This window comes from Rhizobium sp. YAF28, from assembly GCF_052113285.1.
Taxonomy (GTDB): domain Bacteria; phylum Pseudomonadota; class Alphaproteobacteria; order Rhizobiales; family Rhizobiaceae; genus Rhizobium.
In genome coordinates this window covers 397,734-415,668 of sequence record NZ_JBFRCX010000005.1, presented here as the reverse complement: position 1 = coordinate 415,668, position 17,935 = coordinate 397,734, and the positions used below count along the sequence as shown (strand labels likewise).

The following is a 17,935-nucleotide window of genomic DNA, read 5'->3' as shown; positions in this document are numbered from 1 at the left end:
CTTGGTTGTCGAGCTGAAGTCGGTCCCTCCTGCAGAGGCGATCGCCGCCTTTGCGCAGCGCAAGCCAAACCTCGTCGCTTCCTTCTCTTGGCAGGACGCCTGGCAGGAAGATCACGCGACGATGTTCACAGTCGCGAAGTCGGCCGGCTTCGACATTTTGAGCGACATTTCCGACGCGCTTGAAAAGGCTTTGAAGGAAGGTCGAACCGTCCGCGACTTCTCGCGTGACCTGAAGCCGGTGCTCCAGGCAAAAGGATGGTGGGGCAAGCAGCTCGTTGAAGATCCGGCAACCGGCGACCTGGTCGCGGCGCAGCTCGGCAGCACGAGCCGGCTGAAGCGGATCTTCGACACGAATATGCGTGTCTCTTACGCAGCCGGGCACTGGGCGAGCTTTGAGCGCAACAAGGCAGCGCGGCCATATCTGCGCTATGTCGCGCTCCTGGACGATCGGACCCGGCCGGCTCACCGCGCCAGGCACAATCTGGTGCTGCCCGTGGACGATCCTTATTGGGATATGTGGGCACCGCCTTGCGGTTGGAATTGCCGTTGCACGCTGCAGAGCCTTTCCCAGCGTGACGTCGATCGACTGCAGCGCCAGGGCGAGGATCTCAAGTTCGAACCGCCGCAAGACACGTTCCGCAACTTTGTGAACAAGCGCACCGGCGAAGTGATGCGCGTGCCGGATGGCATCGATCCGGGCTGGGCATACAATCCGGGCCGCGCCGGTTATGAGGCGCGCGTCAACCAGACCATTGCCGAGAAGATCGCCGACGCGGCGCCCGAGCTGGTGGACACCGCAGTCCAGGAGCGGGTGGCGAGCAGCGCGTTCGAGCGGTTCATCAATCGTCCGCAGGGCAGCATGCCGGTCATGGCGATCGCGCCCGAGATCGCTGAGGCCCTTTCACTCGATTCCCGCGTGGCCCTCCTGTCGGCCGATACGATGGCCAAGCAACTGGCGCGTCATCCCGAGCTGACTGTCGACGACTATCGGCTGTTGCCGAGCCTCTTCTCGGCGGCGACTGTCGCTGTCCAAGATGGAGCGTTGTCGATCGTCTTCCTTCGCTTGGCGAACGGCCGCTGGCTGCATGCCGTGATCAAATCCACCAAGAGCAGGAAGGCCGCGTTTCTGACGAGCTTCAGGTTCACGACGGAAGACAGAATTCCGGCGATCGTGTCGCGACCAGGCGCGAGGGTCATTTATGATCGAAGGAAGGAGTGACGTGCGCGGTAGGGCCTCGCTCGAACCCTACATGATGCTCCCATCCGAAGATGGTGCCACGGCCGCGAGAGTATCACCGTGTCACGCGCACAAGCCGTATATAGCACGCTCAAACCTCTCCTTCAAATTCTGCCCGTAGACGCGCTTTCACCCCCTCCGATAGCCGGTTGTGGCCGCCAGACCTTCAAAACGCGTCCACGGGCTTCAAATCGGCTTCAAATTTCGATCCCCTCCGGCATTGCCGATCGGTTTGGCGCACGTTACCTTTGAACCCATCCCCTCTCGCATTTGATCTGACTTCACTCCCACGTCCCAGGGAATTCTATGGGCTATGGCCGACTGGCATTGTCGGACCATGCAAAACGCTCTCGCTCTCCTCGCAGCCTCCCTGCTGTCCGCTCACGTCGTCGACATTTCGGCGGCGACCGCTGACGGCATCTGGATCAAGCTTATCCCCGCCGGCACCTTCAGCGGCCGCGACGGTCGCGGCCCGTTCAAGGCTGGCGATGAGAAGAGCCTGCAGCGCATTGCCGAGATGACGCGCCGCTATCACGGTCAGACGGATATCCTCGTCGACTACGAGCACCAGAGCATTAAGTCGCAGGAGAACGGCAAACCCGCGCCGGCCTCGGGCTGGATCAAAGAAGTGCAAGGCCGCGCCGATGGTCTCTATGGCCGCGTCGAATGGACGGCTGCCGCTGCCGCCGCGATCGGCGCCAAAGAGTACCGCTATCTCTCGCCCGTCTACTTCCACACCAAGGAAGGCGAGATCCTCGCGCTTCAGAACGTAGCGCTCACCAACTCGCCGAACCTCGACCTGGGTGAAGTCTCTGCCCATTCGATTTTTTCAGCAGCCAACCAAACAGAGGTATCCATGAAACAGATACTCGCCGCCCTCGGTCTTGCCGATGGCGCCAGCGAGAATGATGTGCTCGTTGCCATCAACTCGCTGCTGACCAGCTCGACGGCAATTGCCGTTGCTGCCGGTCTGACAAAGGACGCAAAGTCCGAGGCGATCGCCACGGCCGTCCAGTCCGCCATTGCCGACCGCAAGAAGATTGCGATCGCCGCCGGCCAGAAGGAAGACGCGACGACAGACCAGATCGTCTCGGCTTTCCAGTCGGCCCATGCCGCCGGCGCCGTCGATCCGACCAAATATGTGCCGATCGCCGAGGTCCAGGCCATGCAGGCCGATCTCAAATCGCTCATCTCCCGGAATGCCGATGCCGACGCTGAAACCGCCGTGGCCGAAGCGATCCGCGACGGCAAGCTGGCGCCGGCGCTGAAGGGATGGGCGATCTCCCTTCACAAGTCGGACCCGAAAAAGTTTGAGGAGTTCACCGGCAAGGCGCCGGTGCTCACGTCGGCGCAGCGCGCGACCGCCAAGGATCCTGGCGGCGACAAGACCACGTCTCTCGGTGAGGCCGAAGTCGCCATCATGCGCCAGATGGGTCTTTCCGAAGAGGACATGAAGAAGTCCAAAGCCAGCATGGAGGCAGGCCAGTGAGCGCTCTTTCCGCAGATCGCAACACGCCACGCGTTGAGCGCGGCGTCCGCGTCTTCCCCGTCGCTGCAGGCGCCGTTCTCTTTTACGGCGCCCAGGCCGCGATTAATGCCGCCGGCAATGCCGTGCCCGTCACCACTGCGCTCGGCCTCAAGGGCGCCGGCCGCGTCGAGAAGCGTGCCGACAATACGGGTGGCGCCGCCGGAGCCATCAATGTCGAGGTCGCCATCGGCACCTTCCGCTTCAACAACTCGGCGGGCGGCGATCTGATCACAAAGGCCGATATCGGCTCCGACGCTTACGGCGTCGACGATCAGACGGTGGCCAAGACTTCCGCCAGCAACACCAGGTCCGTCGTCGGCAAAATCTATGATGTCGACGATCTGGGCGTCTGGGTCATGTACTCTTAAAGGGCTCCCACGATGGACATCAATTCAATCAATCTCCGCGCGGCCGGCGTTGGTTTCAATGCCGCCTTCCAGCGCGGTCTCGGTGCAGCGCAGCCGATCTTTGAGCGCATCGCCACCACTGTTACGTCCTCGACCGCTTCCAACGAATACGGCTGGCTGGGCGAAATCCCCGGCTTCCGCGAATGGATCGGCGACCGCGTCATCCAGTCGATCGGCAACAGCTCCTACACGCTGAAGAACCGCTCCTTCGAGAGCACCGTGGGCGTGAAGCGCGAAAACATCGAGGACGACAATCTCGGCATCTATGGCCCGCTGTTCGAGACGCTCGGCCAGAATGCCCGGATGTTCCCGAACACGCTCGTCTTTGCACTGCTGAAGGCCGCCTTCACGTCGAAGTGCTACGACGGCCAGTATTTCTTCGACACCGATCATCCGGTTCTCGACGAGAAGGGCAACACCATTTCGGTTGCCAACACGGACGGCGGCAATGGTGCGCCCTGGTTCCTGATGGACGTATCCCGCCCGCTGAAGCCGCTGATCTACCAGAGCCGCAAGCCGTTCACGAACCTCATCCGCAAGGACAAGGAAGAGGACGATAACAACTTCTTCAAGAAGGAATTCGTTTACGGCGTCGATGGCCGCTGCGAGGTCGGCTTCGGCTTCTGGCAGATGGCCTGGGGCTCCAAGCAGACGCTCGACGTCGCGCACTACGAAGCAGCTCGTGCCGCTCTGACCGGAATGAAGGGCGATTACGGTCAGCCGCTGGCAATCAACCCGACGCTCCTGGTCGTAGGCCCGAGCCTCGAAGGCGCCGCCAAGCGCATCGTCCAGAGCGTCCTTGTCAATGGCGGCGAGAGCAACCCATGGGCCGGCACGGCCGAGGTGCTGATGGTTCCCTGGCTGGCGTAGGGCAGACGCCACCCAGCTTCCGCCCGGCATCCTCCCGCCGGGCGGGAATTTCGAAGGGGATCGATGGCGATCCTCTCCGCAACTCCCGAAGGACACTTCCATGGCTTCTTCAAAGAATAGATCCAATTCCAAGGCTCCGGCCAATGCGTCGGCACCGTCCACCACGACGGAAGCTGATGTTCATTCGGAGCACGACACTGCTGACGCCGGCGGCGTTGCAGTGTCCCCGCCGGGTACGAGCGAGCCCGGCGGGACCAATACCCGCAGCGAAGAGAGCGGCGATGCTGCCGGCGCGACCTCGGTCGATCTGGTGAAACCGTTGGAGGGCGCGGAACCGACCCAGGCCAATCCGGCCGAGGCGGCAACACCGACCGTCTCCAGCATTCTCCCGGAAGCGGAAGCATCGGCTTCCGGGACCAATTCCACCGATACCAGCGAGGGCACTGAGGCCGCGGAAGTCGGGGCTGGCGATATGGCCAGCCCCGCTGCGGCTCCAGCCTGGGCGCGGCTCTCGAAGGACGAATTCAAGGTGGCCTATCCGCTCACCTTCGCGTTTCTGTCCAATATCGAAACTGACGTCGCCAGCTCCGCCTCGAGCCTTCGCGTCACTTCCAAGGGCGCCGGCTTCCGGCGCGGCGGCATGGCGCATTCTGCGACTGGAACGGACTTCAATCCCGGCGAGCTGACGCCTGACCTGATCGAAGCCTTCCTCGCCGAGCCCATGCTGACTGTCGAGATCGTTTGATGCCCTACGCTTCCCAACAGGACCTGGTCGATCGCTTCGGCGAGCAGGAGCTGGTGCAGTTGACCGACAAGGTCAACCGGCCGGCTTCGACGATCGACCCGACGCCGATCGCGCGCGCTCTCACCGACGCGACGGCTCTGATCGACAGCTATGTCGGGAAGCTCTACCGCCTGCCGATCTCGGCCGTTCCGGCGATCCTGGTCAAATATACCTGCGACATCGCCCGGTATTACCTTCATGGCAAGGCGGCGGAGAAGGACGACGCTGTCACGCGCGGCTTCAATGAAGCTCAAACGTGGCTTGCGGACGTTTCGAAGGGTCTCGTCACGCTGGACGCCGAAGGTGTCCCCACGCCTCAGAGCGGTGGCGGTTCCGTGCGTGCTGTCGCTCCGAACAGGGTTTTTACGCGCGATAGCCTGAGGCACCTCTGATGGCGATCGCACCGATCATCCTGGACGACACGGCCTCGGCCGCAGTCGAGAACATTGTCTTTCGGGCCACCCATCCCGGAAAGCTGATGTCGTTCATCGCGGCCTATATGCTTTCCAGCACCCAGAGGCGCTTCGAGACGGAAAGCGGCCCAGACGGCTCACGCTGGAAGCCGCTCTCTCGACGTACACAGAACCGTCTGGTTGCTCGCGGCCGCAAGCGCGGAGCCTTGAACATTCTGCGCGTCACGACGGCTCTCTATCGCAGCATCAGCGAGCGATCCGACGAATTGTCGGCCGAGGTCGGGACCAATCTTCTCTATGCGGCCGTCCATCAGCTCGGTGGAGAAATCCAGCACTTCGCCCGTAGCCAGCGCACCACGCTGAAGAAGGTTCGTGGCGGCCGGCAGCGCTTCGTTAAAGCCGGCACCAAGGGCGGGATCGCACGCAACATCACCATCGGCGAGCACACGATCACCATTCCCGCTCGCCCGTATCTTGGATTTTCGAACGAGGACGTCCGCGAGATCCTTCAGATCGGCCAGGACTATCTTGAGGAGCAGCCTCAGTGATTAAGAGCATCATCGATCGCCTCCTCGAGTCCGGAACGCCATTCGCGATTGCTGGCGGCGCCGGTAGCCTGGCGGCCGTGAAAGACCGGCCGCTGCAGGTCCCCGCTGTCTTTGTCTACATCGCATCCGAGCGATCCGCCGCCAACGATCGGATCACCGGCGTCCTGCAGCGCAGCGGCGTCGACATCAGTGTCGTCATCATCACCGAAAACCTTTCCGGTACCGACGATTTCGAGGCGGCGGAAGATATCGAAAACCTCAAAGCCTACGTGCGTCGCAAACTGATCGGCTTCATGGCCGATGGCCTGGACGATCCACTGGAACACGTCACCGGCGAACTTCAACAGGCGATCAGCGGCACGATCTGGTTCGAGGACGTCTACAGCTCAGCTCGTTACCTGGAGGAACAGGACTAATGGAAAAGCATGAAGGGAAAGGCGGCTCCTACGTCCGCCAGGCGGACGGCTCGCTGAAGCTCAGCCAGCGCACCGACCATCCGGACACGGTCTATCCCGTACCGGCCGAAACAACCGAGGACGCTCCGGCACCGCAGCCCGAGGGCACCGCTAAGGGCAAGGGAAGCAAGTAAATGGCAAAGCGTTTTTTCCGAAACCGTGCGCTTCTGGTGAAGCCGGAAACCGTCTACGGGACGGATGCCATTCCCACCGGCGCCGCCAATGCCATCCAGGCGACGAACGTCAACTTCACGCCCTCGGTCGGCAGTGAAGTTTCCCGCGACCTGGTGCTGCCTTACATGGGCCATCAGGGCGTCATCCTGACAACGACCTATGCAACGATTGCGTTCGATGTCGAAATCGCCGGCTCTGGCGTAGCAGGCACCGCGCCGGCCTATGGCCCGCTCTTGCGCGCCTGCGCCATGGCGGAAGTCGTCACGGCCGGTACCGACGTTCAGTACAAGCCGATCTCCTCGGCCCAGGAGTCGGCGAGCATCTATTTCAACGTCGACGGCGTGAATCACATTCTGCTCGGTGCGCGCGGCACGCTGCAGTTCGGCTTCAGCCCGGCGCAGATCCCGCGCCTCCAGTTCACCATGACGGGTCTGCTCGGCACGATCGCCGATGCCGCAATCCCGGCACCACTGACGCTGACCGCGTTCAAGAAGCCTCTGCCGGTCAACAAGGCCAACTCGACATTGTCGCTGTTTGCTCTCACGGGCGCCTGCGAGGGCGTGACGTTCGACCTGGCGAACCAGATCGAGCCGCGCTTCCTGATCGGCTCGGAAAGCATCGAGCACGTCGATCGCCTGATGACCGGGTCGGCCACCATGGAAGCTGTTCTGCTCGCCACGAAGGACTGGTTCACCATCTCCCGGACCCATCAGACCGGAGCGCTGGCGCTTCAACACGGCACGGTCGCCGGCAACATCTTCAAGTTCGATGCGCCGGCAGTGCAGATCGGCCGCCCGACGTATGGGGAAAGCCAGAAGATCGTCAACAACACCCTTCCGCTGATGTTCACGCCGCCGACCGGCAACGACGAGTTCACCATCACCGTGAAGTAACCGAGGCGGCTTTGAAGGCCGTTTGAAGAGGGCACATGTTTAAGCTTGTTCAAAATCTGACTGTGTGGTGGCCGGTGAAGGTCATCGAGCCCGATCCGGAAAAGCCGGGCTCCTTTGTCGAGCATAGCTTTGAGGTCGAGCTCGAAATTCTCGATCGCGACTATTCCAAGAACCGTGACGCGATGCGCGTGGAGCTGCTGAAGGCGGCCGAGGCAGATCCGAGCGAGGAGAACCTCAAGCGCGTCCAGGGCGAGCTGGATGCATTCGATACGGCGTCGTTCACCCGCGTCGTGAAGAACTGGCGCGGTGTGATCGGTGAGAAGGACGAAGTCATTCCCTTCAGCAACGAGAGCTTCGCGGCCGCGCTGAAGCTGGAGCGTATCCGCGTGGCTCTCAACCGCGCCTATCAAGATGCGATCGACCAAGACAAGGCTCGCCTGGGAAACTGAGACAGGCGGCCGAGGCATGGGCAAACCAACGCCTCGGCCGCTCCGATCGGGCGAAGGCCACGCCGATCGCCGAGGAGACAGCCGCCCAGTTCAAGCAATGGGGCGTCGCGTTCGAGGCCGAAACCACCGAAACCGAAGATGAATTCATGTCGATCGCGTCCGCAAATTGGCCTTCGCTAATGGCGTTCCTTGCCTGCGACACACAGTGGCGTGTCGTCGGCTCGATGGTCGGTTTCATGTGGATTGGCCTGGACTGGGCCGGATGCACCGCTCGGCTCGCACATCGGCCTTCGAGCGAGGCGATCTTCGCAGACATGGCCATCATGGAAGACGCGGCACTGGCGATCCTGAATGGGGGAGTGGACTGATGGCGCAACCGTACAAGCTCGCGATCGGCGTCACCATCGATCCCGCCGGCGCCAAGGCCGGCGGTGCCGCTGCGCAATCGGCCGTCGCGGCGATCGGTACCGAGGCGCAGCTTACAGCGACAAAGCTGCAACAACTCATCAACACCTCGGTCGGTCTCAATACCGGTGCGGCCAACCAGAATGTTCGTGAGTGGACCGGGGCGCTTGCCGCCCAGGGCAAGACGATCGACGATCTCAGGGCCAAATACAATCCGCTGTTCGCCGTCATCAGGGAATACAAGTCCAGCTTAACCGAGATCCGGACGCTGCATGCCCAGGGCGTCCTTTCCACAAATGAGATGGCCGCAGCCATTGGCCGTGAGCGCCAGGCTACGCTCGCCTCGATCGACGCGATCAAGGGCCGGAGCAATGCCCTGCGATCCGGCCAGAACGACAACAACGCGGGCTTTCGAAGGCAGAACCTCGGCTACCAGCTGACGGATATCGCTCAATCCGGTTTCCTTGGCGCTCCCGTTGGCATGATCGCCGCTCAGCAGCTGCCGCAGATCGCCCAGATTTACGCGGGCAACGGCGGACTTAAGACAGCGCTCGGGGACGTAGCCGCTATTGCCGGGACTGCGATCAGCACGGTCGGCGCCTTGCCGCTTGCGCTCGCTGTCGCCGGCACGGCCGCCGTTGCCTATTTCAACCTGGCCGGAACGTCCGCGAAGTCGGTCGATGAGGTCCTTGAGAAGCACAGAGAGAACATCAAAGCGCTCGGGACAGCGTATGGCATTGCCGAGGAAGGGGCGCGTTCTTATTCGTCGCAGGCAAACCGAGCCGTCGCGCGAGCCTCGACCGAAGGTAGCCTGGACGATCTCGTCAAGAAGCAGGTCGAGTCCGCGCGGCAGCTTCGATCGGAATTCGGCAGCATTGTCACACCTGGCCGAACTGCACAGACGTTCTTCAACCTGAAGCCGGATTTTAAGCCGTTTCAAGCCGCCTTCGACGATCTCGATCGTGGTATCCGGAGCGGTCGAGTTGAAGGCGAGAAGTTCATCGAGACAGTGCAGCAGATCTCAAAGGCAAATCCCGCCTATGAGGAGTTTGCCAATAAGATCCTCAAAGCCGCCAATCAGTTCCTTAACGTCAACACCGAAATCAAACGGTCTCAGGATCTTCTAAATCAGATCGGCGCATCGCAGCGCGGCTTCCTGGTCAACTCTCCCGGCCAGGATGCCTATTTCGAATACACCGATCGCCAACGAAAGGCGCTTATCGAAGGCCAGCGTGATTTTGACAACTCGATCTTCTCGCTTGATGCCCGTAGCCCTGCGGAGCGCGCAGAGGCAGCACGTCGCGAAGCGGCCGCAAACAACATCGACGGCGAAGGCATCGACCTTCGAAACCAGCGTATCGAGAACGCCGCGACCCTTGCTCGCGTCCAAGCAGAAAAGCAGCTGAAGGATGCCCAAGACGAGCGCGCCCGATCGCTCGAAGCTTCGTTGAAGTCAAAGCAGCTTGAGCTCTCCCTCATCGGGCAAACCGTCAGCGAGACTGAACGGCTGCGGATGGAGCAACAGCTGATCAGCCAGCTGGAAGCCGAGGCCGCCAAGAACCATACGACCGTCGATCCGAAAGAAATCGCCGCCATCAAGGAAAAGGCAGCGGCCTATGGTCAGCTCGCCGAACAGATCGCCGCGACAAACCTCCTTCGCGATCAAGGCCAGCAGATCGACCGCCTGAAGGCTGAGGCCAACCTCGTCGGTGCGACCGATGAAGCGCGCCGGCGCGGGCTTGCCAGCCTTGAAGCCGAGCAGACGCTTATCTCGCGCGGCATCGATCTCAATTCGTCCTATGCCGAGAGCTTCCGCAAGAACGCCTTGGCGATCTCGGACATGACCAATCAGCTGCGGAAGCAAAACGAGGCATGGGACAAGGTCCGCCAGTCCGGCGAAAACACGATCGACAGTCTCGTTGACGGTTTGACGAGTGGCAATATCAGCGATGCGCTTGGTGACATTGCGAAGGACATCGCGGGCACGTTCACCGATCTCGCCATCAAGAACCCGTTGAAAAACTCGCTGCTCGGTACCGATTACGGCACATTGAGCGACGTCGGCGGCCTTGGCGGTATTTTCGGCCGGCTGTTTGGTGGTGGGGACACGACGGCAATTCCCGGTCTCGGCAAGTCGGTCGGCTCTATGTCGGTCAACGCCGGTACCGTGATGATCAATGGCGGCGTTTCTGGACTGGGCGCCCTCGGCTCCTCGGGAACAGGCGGCGGTATCCTCTCCAAGATCTTCGGCGCCAACGACAATTCCAACGTCGTTCCGTTTCCCGGCGCCGGCACCGACATGGCCGCGTATCGGGCAGCGATCAAGTCGATCGAGAGCAGCGGCAACTATAATGCGCTCGGCCCGCTCACTGCGAACGGCGACCGTGCCTATGGCGCCTATCAGGTCATGGGCTCAAATATCCCGAGCTGGACACAAGAGGCGCTCGGCCGGCGCCTGACGCCAAACCAGTTTCTTGCCGACCCCAGCGCTCAGGACAGCGTTTTCGATCGGTTTTTCGGAAAGAGTGTCGGCAAGTATGGCAACCCGCAAGACGCGGCTTCGGTTTGGTTTACCGGCCGGCCGCAAGCTTCAGCTCGCAATGCATCCGACATTCTCGGTACGACCAGCACGCAATATGTCGATAAGTTCAATTCTGCTCTTGGCAAGCTCGACACGACGGCGGTCGGGGCGACCAATAGCCTCGGAAGCTTCGGCAGTGGTCTCGGACAGTTCGGCCAGAACCTCGCCAATTCGTTTCCGGCCGCCCCGTCAGGCGGCGGGAACTGGTTTTCCAACCTGTTCGGCGGGCTCTTCGGTGGCGGTGGCCTGAACGCCTACGGCAATTCCGTTCTCGGCAGCTCCTCACAGTTCGCGGGCGCGTGGGGTGCCGGCGGCATAGGACTTTTCGATCGCGGCGGCTGGACCGGACCCGGCGCCGTCGATGAGCCTGCCGGCGTCGTTCATCGCGGCGAGATCGTCTGGAGCCAGAAGGACATCGCTCGACATGGCGGTCCGGAAACCGTCGAGGCCATGCGCCTTGGCCGCCGAGGCTATCTCAGTGGCGGCGTTGTTGATGGCAGCGTCAGCCCGGCTAATGGGCGTGGCGCCGATCGCCCGACCTTCCAAATCATCAACCAGACTTCGACGCCGATCACTGGCCAGGTCGAGGAGAGGCAGGACGAAAGCGGCCGGCGTCAGTGGCAGTTGACCCTGTCCGACCAGATGGGCGTCGCGGCGCAGAAGAAGGGCGGAGATTTCCGCCGCACCATGACCCGAGAGTTCGGGGCCAAGCCTAGAGGTATCGCACGATGACCGTTCCAACCTGGCCGGCCTCATTGCCTCGTCCGGAGCGCAACACGTTCCAGAAGGTCGCTCTGGAAGCCAGGCTGAAGCGGCGCATCGATGCCGGCACGCCTGGCTATCGCCTTCGCTTCAGTGGCGTCCCGTACCTCGTCAACATGTCGCTCCTCCTCACGCGTGCGGGCAAATCCGTTTTTGACTTGTTTCATGAGGACACGACCCGGTGGGGCACCTTGCCGTTCTGGATGCCAGATCCGACCACGGACGGCTGGGCGATGACAGACACTGACGGCAATCCGCTGTTTGACGGCAGTGGGAACCCGATCCGCATGGCCGGCACCTGGCTCTGCATGTTCGGAGACGGCAACCCGACCGAGACCGTCCAGGGCATCGAGTTCCGTAAGACGTTCTCATTGGTGGTTCTGCCATGAGACGCGTTTCGCTCAATGCCCGCCTGGCGCAGGATGCCACATCGGCCGACGAGATCTATGTCGCGCTGTTTTACATCTCGCATCCGGACCTTGAAGAGCCGATCCGGATCTCGACCGACAATACCGAGCGCCTGTCGGTGGAGCCGCTGCTCTACGGCACGCGCTCGACCTGGATGGGCAGCAATCCAGCCACCCAGCCGTTCCTTTTCGTTGCCGCCTCGACGCTTCTTCCTTCCGACGTCGAAGACGCGCCGCCGGCCGGCAACATCATCATCGAGAACTTGGACAACGACATCGCCAAGCTGCTGCGGTCCTTCTCGGATCTCGCCACCATCAACATGGCCGTCGTCCTCGCTGATTCCCCGAACCTGATCGAGGCGCAGTGGACCGACCTGAACATCCTCACGGCCGACATCGATGCCGGCGAGGTCATGCTCTCCTTCAGCCGCGAAGACATCACCGACGAATATTTCCCCTCTGGTCGCATGACACGCGACCGCTTTCCAGGATTGCACAGATGATGCATTGGTCTGCCTCCTATATCGGCACGCCCTATAAGGATCACGGCCGCGATCGCGCCGGCGTCGACTGCTGGGGTCTTGCGGTCCTGGTCTACCAGGACGTCCTTGGCATCAAGCTGCCGAGCTATGCCGACGATTATATCTCGACCGATGAGCGCGGCGAGATCGCCGAGCTTATCCAGGATCGCCAGCAGATCGGCCCGTGGTTCGAAGTCGAAGAGCCTCGCGAGTTCGATGTCGCCTTCTTCCGCCGTGGTCCGCATGCAAGCCACGTCGGCATCGTTGTGCGGCCGGGAACCATGCTCCACGTCCCCTTCGATCACGCCAAGCTTGAGCCTTACACATCCGGCCAATGGCAACCGCGTTTGACGCGCATTTATCGCCACGTCGAACTGGCTTCGAGGGGCGTTTAATGACCGTTCAAACCCCGATTGTCCCGGTCCTCATGGCGCCGATCGTCGCCCAGGAGAGCAACCGCATTCGGATGGAGATGCCCGAGGGGCTGACGGTCGCCGAGATCATCGACATCGTCTTGCCGGCAGTCGGCGAGAGAACGCGTGAGCTGGTTCGCGTGACGCTCGTTTCTCCTGACGGAAGAAAGATGGCACGCGTGCCGCGCGCCTACTGGCACCGTGTCCGCCCGCATGCGGGAACGCAGGTCATCGTCAGGATCGTACCGGGAAAGAACTTCTTGCGGTCTGTGCTGTCGATCTTCATCGGCATCGCGGCGATCGCCCTCGGCGTGCTCTGGGCGCCGGCGTTGGCGGGCGCGATCGGGATCTCGACCGGGCTTGCCGCCGCCGTCATCGGCCTCGGCGTTACTGTCCTCGGCAACATGCTGCTGAATGCGTTGGTCCCGCCGCCATCGGTGGATGCCCCCGGCAAGTCGGACAGCAAGAAGGGGCGCTCGACCTATGCCCTCAACGGCTGGCGCAACGAGGCACGGCCGGACGGCGTCATTCCTTTCGTGTTCGGCACGCACCGCTATGCCCCGCCTTATGCGGCGCCGCCCTACAGCGAAATCGTCGGCGACCTGGTCTTCGTTCGAGCGATCTTCAATTGCGGGTATGGGCCGCAGATCCTTGAAGATATGAGGATCGGCGAGACCGCGATCTCCGAGTACACGAACGTCCAGATCGAGCCTCGCAACGGCTGGAGCAATGACACTCCGATATCGCTCTATCCGCGACAGGTGGTCGAGGAAAACATCAATGTCGAGCTGACGCGCCCGCTCTTCCGCAACGCTGCCGGCGACCCAACGGGCGGCTCGAAGGACACCCCCGTCAAGCGCGCGACAGGGCTCGATGCATGGCAGGTATCGGCGATTTTTTCCTTCCCGGGCGGGCTGATCCGGTTCGACGACAATGGCAAGCCACAGTCGATCAGCGTCCAGATCCGCGTTCGTCAGAGGCCCGCTGGAACGACCGACTGGCAGATGGTCAACACCTTCACCTTCAGCAACAAGAAGGCCGAGGGCTTCTTTCGGCAGGTGACCTGGACGCTGCCCAGTCGCGGCCGATGGGAAATCGAATTCGACCGTCTGACGGACGAACACATCTCCTCACAGATCCAGAGCCGCTCGGTTCTGGCGGCGCTGCAGACGATCCGGCCCGAATATCCAATCAACATGAACCAGAGCCTAGCGCTGGTCGGCGTGCGCGCCCAGGGCAGCTATCAGCTCCAGGGCACGCTAGACAGCTTCAATCTCAAGCAGAGCAGCTTCTTCTTCGACTATGACGTTGCAACCAATACGTGGATCCAGCGGCAGAGCCGGAACCCGGCAAGCCATTTCCGCTACGCCCTGCAGTCCGGCGCCTTCGCACGCCCGGTTGCCGGCGCCGGCATCGATCTGCCCAACCTGGTAGACTTCCACAATTATTGCCGCATCCACGGCCTGAAGTACGACCGCGTCATCGATACCGAGATGACGCTCGACGAGGTGCTGAAGGAAATTGCCGCTGCCGGCCGGGCTCGGCCGAGGCATGACGGCGTGCGCTGGGGCGTCGTCATCGATCGGCCGCAAGACCTTGTCGTCGACCACATCAGCTCCCGAAACTCCTATAACTTCAAGGCGACGCGCATCTATTCCCGCAAGCCGCACGCCTTCCGCGTTCCGTTCATCGACCAGACGAAAGACCACCAACCCTCAGAGCGTATCGTCCGGTGGCCGGGATATACCGGCTCGATCACGCTCACCGAGCAGCTGGAAATGCCCGGCAAGACCGATCCCGACGAGATCTGGATCGAAGCCCGCCGGCGCATGTACGAGGCGATCTATCGGCCCGATATCTACACGCTCACCCAGGACGGACCGATCCGCGTCGCAACGCGCGGTGACCTGGTCATGGGCTCGTTCGATGTTCTGAGTTCGACCCAGCGCGCCGCCCGCGTCAAGGCGATCGAGGGCGAGATTATCCAGCTCGACGATGAAGTCGAAATGGTCGCGGGCGAAAGCTATGGCTTGCGCTGGCGGACGTTTCCCACACCTGGCGACACGATCGGCATCAGCGTCCTTCATCGCGTCGTGACCGTTGCCGGTCGGACAGACGTGCTTCTCCTGGCTGACACAGACGAGCGGCCGGCGCTCGATGACATCGTCCATTTTGGGCTGATGGCTTCCGAGAGCCTGCCGCTGATCGTCGCCGGCGTCGAGGCGGGCGAGGACTTTTCCAGCCACTACAAGCTCATCGACGCGTCGCCGATCATCGACCAACTGACCGACGCGGAAGTGGCGCCGCCTTGGAACGGCCGTGTCGGTGGCGAGATCGATCCGCCAACCACTCCGCCTGCCGTGCCCGTCTGGGTTTCGATCGATACCGGCTTCACCGGAACCGGAAGCTCGAATGGCCTCATTGTGACTTTGGCACCGGGAACGTCGAGTGCCACGGAAACTCAGTTGATCCAGATCGAGCATCGGCTTGTCGGTGCCTCTGTCTGGTCGATCCTTCCGATCGATGCGGCTGCAGGTGGAACGCCGATCAGCGGCTACGTGCGCGGCGATGCGGTCGAGCTGCGCGCCAAGGCCATTGCGGCGGGCAACATATCGAGCGGATACACCACGACCGCTAGCGTCGTTATTGGTGCCGAGGACGGCGACATTCCAGGCGCTGCGATCACGAACGTCAATGTGACTGCCTTGCTCGGCGCGACCAGCATCGCCTTTCAAACCACGGATGACGCCTCGATCGCAGCCGTGCAGATCTCGCGGGCAACGACCACCAACTTCATGGACGCGGCACCTGTGGCCGCTGCCATCCCGGTCGAACGATCGCGGCCCTATACCGTCACCGATGGTGATGCCACCCGCTCGACCATCATCGCTCTTGGCGATTTCTCCGCCGCCGGCACTTGGGCCTATGGCAACAACTGGTCGCTTTCGAGCGGCAAGGCCGTCCATGCGACGGGCCTGCCTGGCAACCTCGCGCAGACGATCGCCAGCCTCGCTTCCGGCAAGGCCTACCGGATGTTCTACACGGTCAGCAGCCGCACTGGCGGAAACGTTCGGCCGGTTCTGAGCGACAGCGCCGGCGGCAATCTCGTCAACGGCATTGCGGCAGCCGACAACGGTAATTTCTCCGATCGCATCGTCGCAGGCGCCACCAGCGCGCAGATCCGCTTCTCCGCCTCGTCGGACTTCGCCGGCGCGATCGACGATGTCGTTGTCTTCGCCGAGACGAGCACCTGCCTGCCGGCGGGCACTCATTATTACTGGCTTTCCCCCCTTAACTCGATCGGCGTGCCTGGAACGGCTGTCGGTCCATTTGCGGTGACCATCCGATGACTACGACTGCACAACAGCCCACTTCATCTCTCATTGACACGCTCCTCGGCAACCGGAATGGCACAACGGTCCAGATCGAGAAGGATAAGCTTGCCCTTCAGCTCGCCGGCAGCGGCTTCATTCCCGGCGAGATGGTCTATGCGCAGACCTGGTTGACGCTCATGTCGATGGCTGGAGCCCGCAACGGCGCTGGCGGCGAGGTGATCGAGACCGACACCGGCATGCACCAGGACGCCACGGCAAACGGCTACAACGGCGCCGTCGTCCCGAATGCCGGCCGCTACATCTACTCGTCTGCCTGGGCGCGCTGGGTCCGTATTGGCTCCTCCGGACTCGCCTCGGTCATTGCGGCACTGGATAGCAAGGTTTCGGGCGGGGTTTATGAGACCACCGACGAAAGCGACGAGTGGGTGTTTACCGACGAGATCGGCCGCGTGCTCTTCACCAGCTCGGATCTCAAGAATGCCGGCGCCAGGGGAGAGATCTACGAGACCACCGATATCTCGGCCGACGTGATCTTCATCGACGAAACCGGCCGTATCATCGCCTCGATCGGCGGCAAGAGCGCATCGGAAGAGATCGTTGCCGCCAGAGGTAATAAGGCAAGTTTGCAAGCGCGTCTGGACGTCTCGACAGACAGCGACGGCTTTCCGATCGACTATATCTGGGGCGCCTGGAACTTGCGCGAAACCCGCATGCGGCTTCGCCAGCTGAAGCGTGCCGAGGCGTCTCAGTTCGCGATCGCCATCTTCGGCGATAGCTGGAGCCAGGCCGCCGCCCGATGGAGTGGACCAGTCGCCGACGCTCTCGTTGCCGACTATGGCACCTATGGCTCCGGCTGGATCGGTTGGGCCTATCCGGAAGGTTCGTCCTTCCTTCGCAACGGCAATGTCCGGCCGGCCGTCTATCCGATCTCGGCCGCATCGGGAACATGGGTCGGAACCTACAACACCGCGCCGACTGCAGATCTCGGCTACCTCACGTCTTCGACGGCCGGCTCGCGCGTCAGTGCCTCAGGGCCGACCGAAGACACGACCTTTGCGCTTCACTATGTCGGCACGGCTGACGGCGTGGTGCGCTATCGCTGGAACGGCGGAGCCTGGAGCGGCAATCTCAACGTCCAGGGCGCCGACGTCCAGACGGCAGTGGCATTGACCGGCAAACCCGCTGGCGCCTGGGCGCTCGATGTCGAGGTCGTCTCCGGTACTGTCAAGCTCTGCGGCCTGGTCGCCTCGCGTTCCGGCAACGGCGTGATTGTCCATAAGCTTGCTGGCACCGGCTCTCAGACCTTCAATTGGGCAAGCCAGGACGAAACCAAGTGGAAGGCCGGCTATGGCGCGCTTGGTCCTGTCCAGCTCGCGATTATGATGTGGGGCACCAACGATCAGCCCTTCATTCCGCCGGCGGACTATAAGACCAACCTGCTGACGATGATTGACCGCCACCGCGCCGTTAATCCGATGTCGGACGTCCTCCTGGTGGCGCCTTGCGAAAACCAGCGCACGACCAATCCACGACCGATGTCTGAGTATGCCCGCGTGATGCGCGAGGCGGCCGTCGAGCGCAAATGTGCGTTCCTCAATCTTCAATACGTCTTCGGCGACGACGCGGCTGATTACGCCTTCGGCAGCGCCAGGCCGTGGTTCGCATCCGACCTTATCCACCCAGATCCGGCGACCGGTGGGCGAGCGATCGCCGACGCGGTCCTTCATCTTCTCACCCAGCAATAAGGGCTTCC

Annotated in this window: 18 protein-coding genes; all 18 read left to right on the top strand. The window is 62.2% G+C overall.

Annotated elements, in window-relative coordinates:
* The first annotated feature begins 1 nt into the window (after position 1).
* The 18 genes from AB4Z13_RS14415 (at position 2) to AB4Z13_RS14330 (ending at position 17,927) form a co-directional block, all read left to right on the top strand.
* Complete coding sequence (locus AB4Z13_RS14415) at positions 2–1,219, top strand: phage head morphogenesis protein (RefSeq protein ID WP_442206214.1); 1,218 nt, start codon at positions 2–4, stop codon at positions 1,217–1,219.
* 355 nt (positions 1,220–1,574) lie between these two features.
* Positions 1,575–2,726 (top strand): phage protease, encoded by a 1,152-nt coding sequence (locus AB4Z13_RS14410; protein WP_442206213.1) that lies wholly within the window; start codon positions 1,575–1,577, stop codon positions 2,724–2,726.
* Positions 2,723–3,133 carry a hypothetical protein gene (locus tag AB4Z13_RS14405; protein ID WP_442206212.1) on the top strand — a complete coding sequence of 137 codons (411 nt, stop codon included), beginning with the start codon at positions 2,723–2,725 and terminating at the stop codon, positions 3,131–3,133. Before AB4Z13_RS14410 ends, AB4Z13_RS14405 begins: the two co-directional genes overlap by 4 nt.
* A 12-nt stretch (positions 3,134–3,145) precedes the next feature.
* On the top strand, positions 3,146–4,042 hold the full coding sequence (locus AB4Z13_RS14400; protein ID WP_442206211.1) for a Mu-like prophage major head subunit gpT family protein: 897 nt from the start codon (positions 3,146–3,148) through the stop codon (positions 4,040–4,042).
* A 100-nt stretch (positions 4,043–4,142) separates the two neighbouring features.
* A complete protein-coding gene (locus tag AB4Z13_RS14395) occupies positions 4,143–4,787 on the top strand; it encodes a hypothetical protein (RefSeq protein ID WP_442206210.1) in 645 nt (214 codons plus the stop codon).
* The gene (locus AB4Z13_RS14390) at positions 4,787–5,218 is read left to right on the top strand and encodes a gp436 family protein (protein ID WP_442206209.1); all 432 of its coding nucleotides are present in this window, start codon (positions 4,787–4,789) and stop codon (positions 5,216–5,218) included. Before AB4Z13_RS14395 ends, AB4Z13_RS14390 begins: the two co-directional genes overlap by 1 nt.
* Positions 5,218–5,787 (top strand): phage virion morphogenesis protein, encoded by a 570-nt coding sequence (locus AB4Z13_RS14385; RefSeq protein ID WP_442206208.1) that lies wholly within the window; start codon positions 5,218–5,220, stop codon positions 5,785–5,787. Before AB4Z13_RS14390 ends, AB4Z13_RS14385 begins: the two co-directional genes overlap by 1 nt.
* The gene (locus AB4Z13_RS14380; RefSeq protein ID WP_442206207.1) at positions 5,784–6,203 is read left to right on the top strand and encodes a phage tail terminator protein; all 420 of its coding nucleotides are present in this window, start codon (positions 5,784–5,786) and stop codon (positions 6,201–6,203) included. Before AB4Z13_RS14385 ends, AB4Z13_RS14380 begins: the two co-directional genes overlap by 4 nt.
* Positions 6,203–6,376, top strand: a complete 174-nt coding sequence (locus AB4Z13_RS14375) for a hypothetical protein (protein WP_442206206.1) — start codon at positions 6,203–6,205, stop codon at positions 6,374–6,376. The genes AB4Z13_RS14380 and AB4Z13_RS14375 overlap by 1 nt, the downstream gene beginning before the upstream one ends.
* On the top strand, positions 6,377–7,309 hold the full coding sequence (locus AB4Z13_RS14370; RefSeq protein WP_442206205.1) for a phage tail tube protein: 933 nt from the start codon (positions 6,377–6,379) through the stop codon (positions 7,307–7,309).
* A 35-nt stretch (positions 7,310–7,344) separates the two neighbouring features.
* The gene (locus AB4Z13_RS14365) at positions 7,345–7,758 is read left to right on the top strand and encodes a hypothetical protein (RefSeq protein ID WP_442206204.1); all 414 of its coding nucleotides are present in this window, start codon (positions 7,345–7,347) and stop codon (positions 7,756–7,758) included.
* Between the two features lie 146 nt (positions 7,759–7,904).
* Positions 7,905–8,126, top strand: a complete 222-nt coding sequence (locus tag AB4Z13_RS14360) for a DUF1799 domain-containing protein (protein ID WP_442206203.1) — start codon at positions 7,905–7,907, stop codon at positions 8,124–8,126.
* Positions 8,126–11,476: a phage tail length tape measure family protein gene (locus AB4Z13_RS14355; RefSeq protein ID WP_442206202.1), complete on the top strand. Its 3,351-nt coding sequence runs from the start codon at positions 8,126–8,128 to the stop codon at positions 11,474–11,476. Before AB4Z13_RS14360 ends, AB4Z13_RS14355 begins: the two co-directional genes overlap by 1 nt.
* The gene (locus AB4Z13_RS14350; protein WP_442206201.1) at positions 11,473–11,895 is read left to right on the top strand and encodes a hypothetical protein; all 423 of its coding nucleotides are present in this window, start codon (positions 11,473–11,475) and stop codon (positions 11,893–11,895) included. The genes AB4Z13_RS14355 and AB4Z13_RS14350 overlap by 4 nt, the downstream gene beginning before the upstream one ends.
* Positions 11,892–12,416, top strand: coding sequence for a DUF1833 family protein (locus AB4Z13_RS14345; RefSeq protein WP_442206200.1), 525 nt, complete (start codon positions 11,892–11,894; stop codon positions 12,414–12,416). Before AB4Z13_RS14350 ends, AB4Z13_RS14345 begins: the two co-directional genes overlap by 4 nt.
* On the top strand, positions 12,413–12,829 hold the full coding sequence (locus AB4Z13_RS14340; RefSeq protein WP_442206199.1) for a C40 family peptidase: 417 nt from the start codon (positions 12,413–12,415) through the stop codon (positions 12,827–12,829). Before AB4Z13_RS14345 ends, AB4Z13_RS14340 begins: the two co-directional genes overlap by 4 nt.
* Entirely contained in the window at positions 12,829–16,197 is a 3,369-nt protein-coding gene (gpJ, locus tag AB4Z13_RS14335) for a TipJ family phage tail tip protein (RefSeq protein ID WP_442206198.1), read from the top strand. Before AB4Z13_RS14340 ends, gpJ begins: the two co-directional genes overlap by 1 nt.
* Positions 16,194–17,927, top strand: coding sequence for an SGNH/GDSL hydrolase family protein (locus AB4Z13_RS14330; protein WP_442206197.1), 1,734 nt, complete (start codon positions 16,194–16,196; stop codon positions 17,925–17,927). Before gpJ ends, AB4Z13_RS14330 begins: the two co-directional genes overlap by 4 nt.
* Positions 17,928–17,935: the final 8 nt, after the last annotated feature.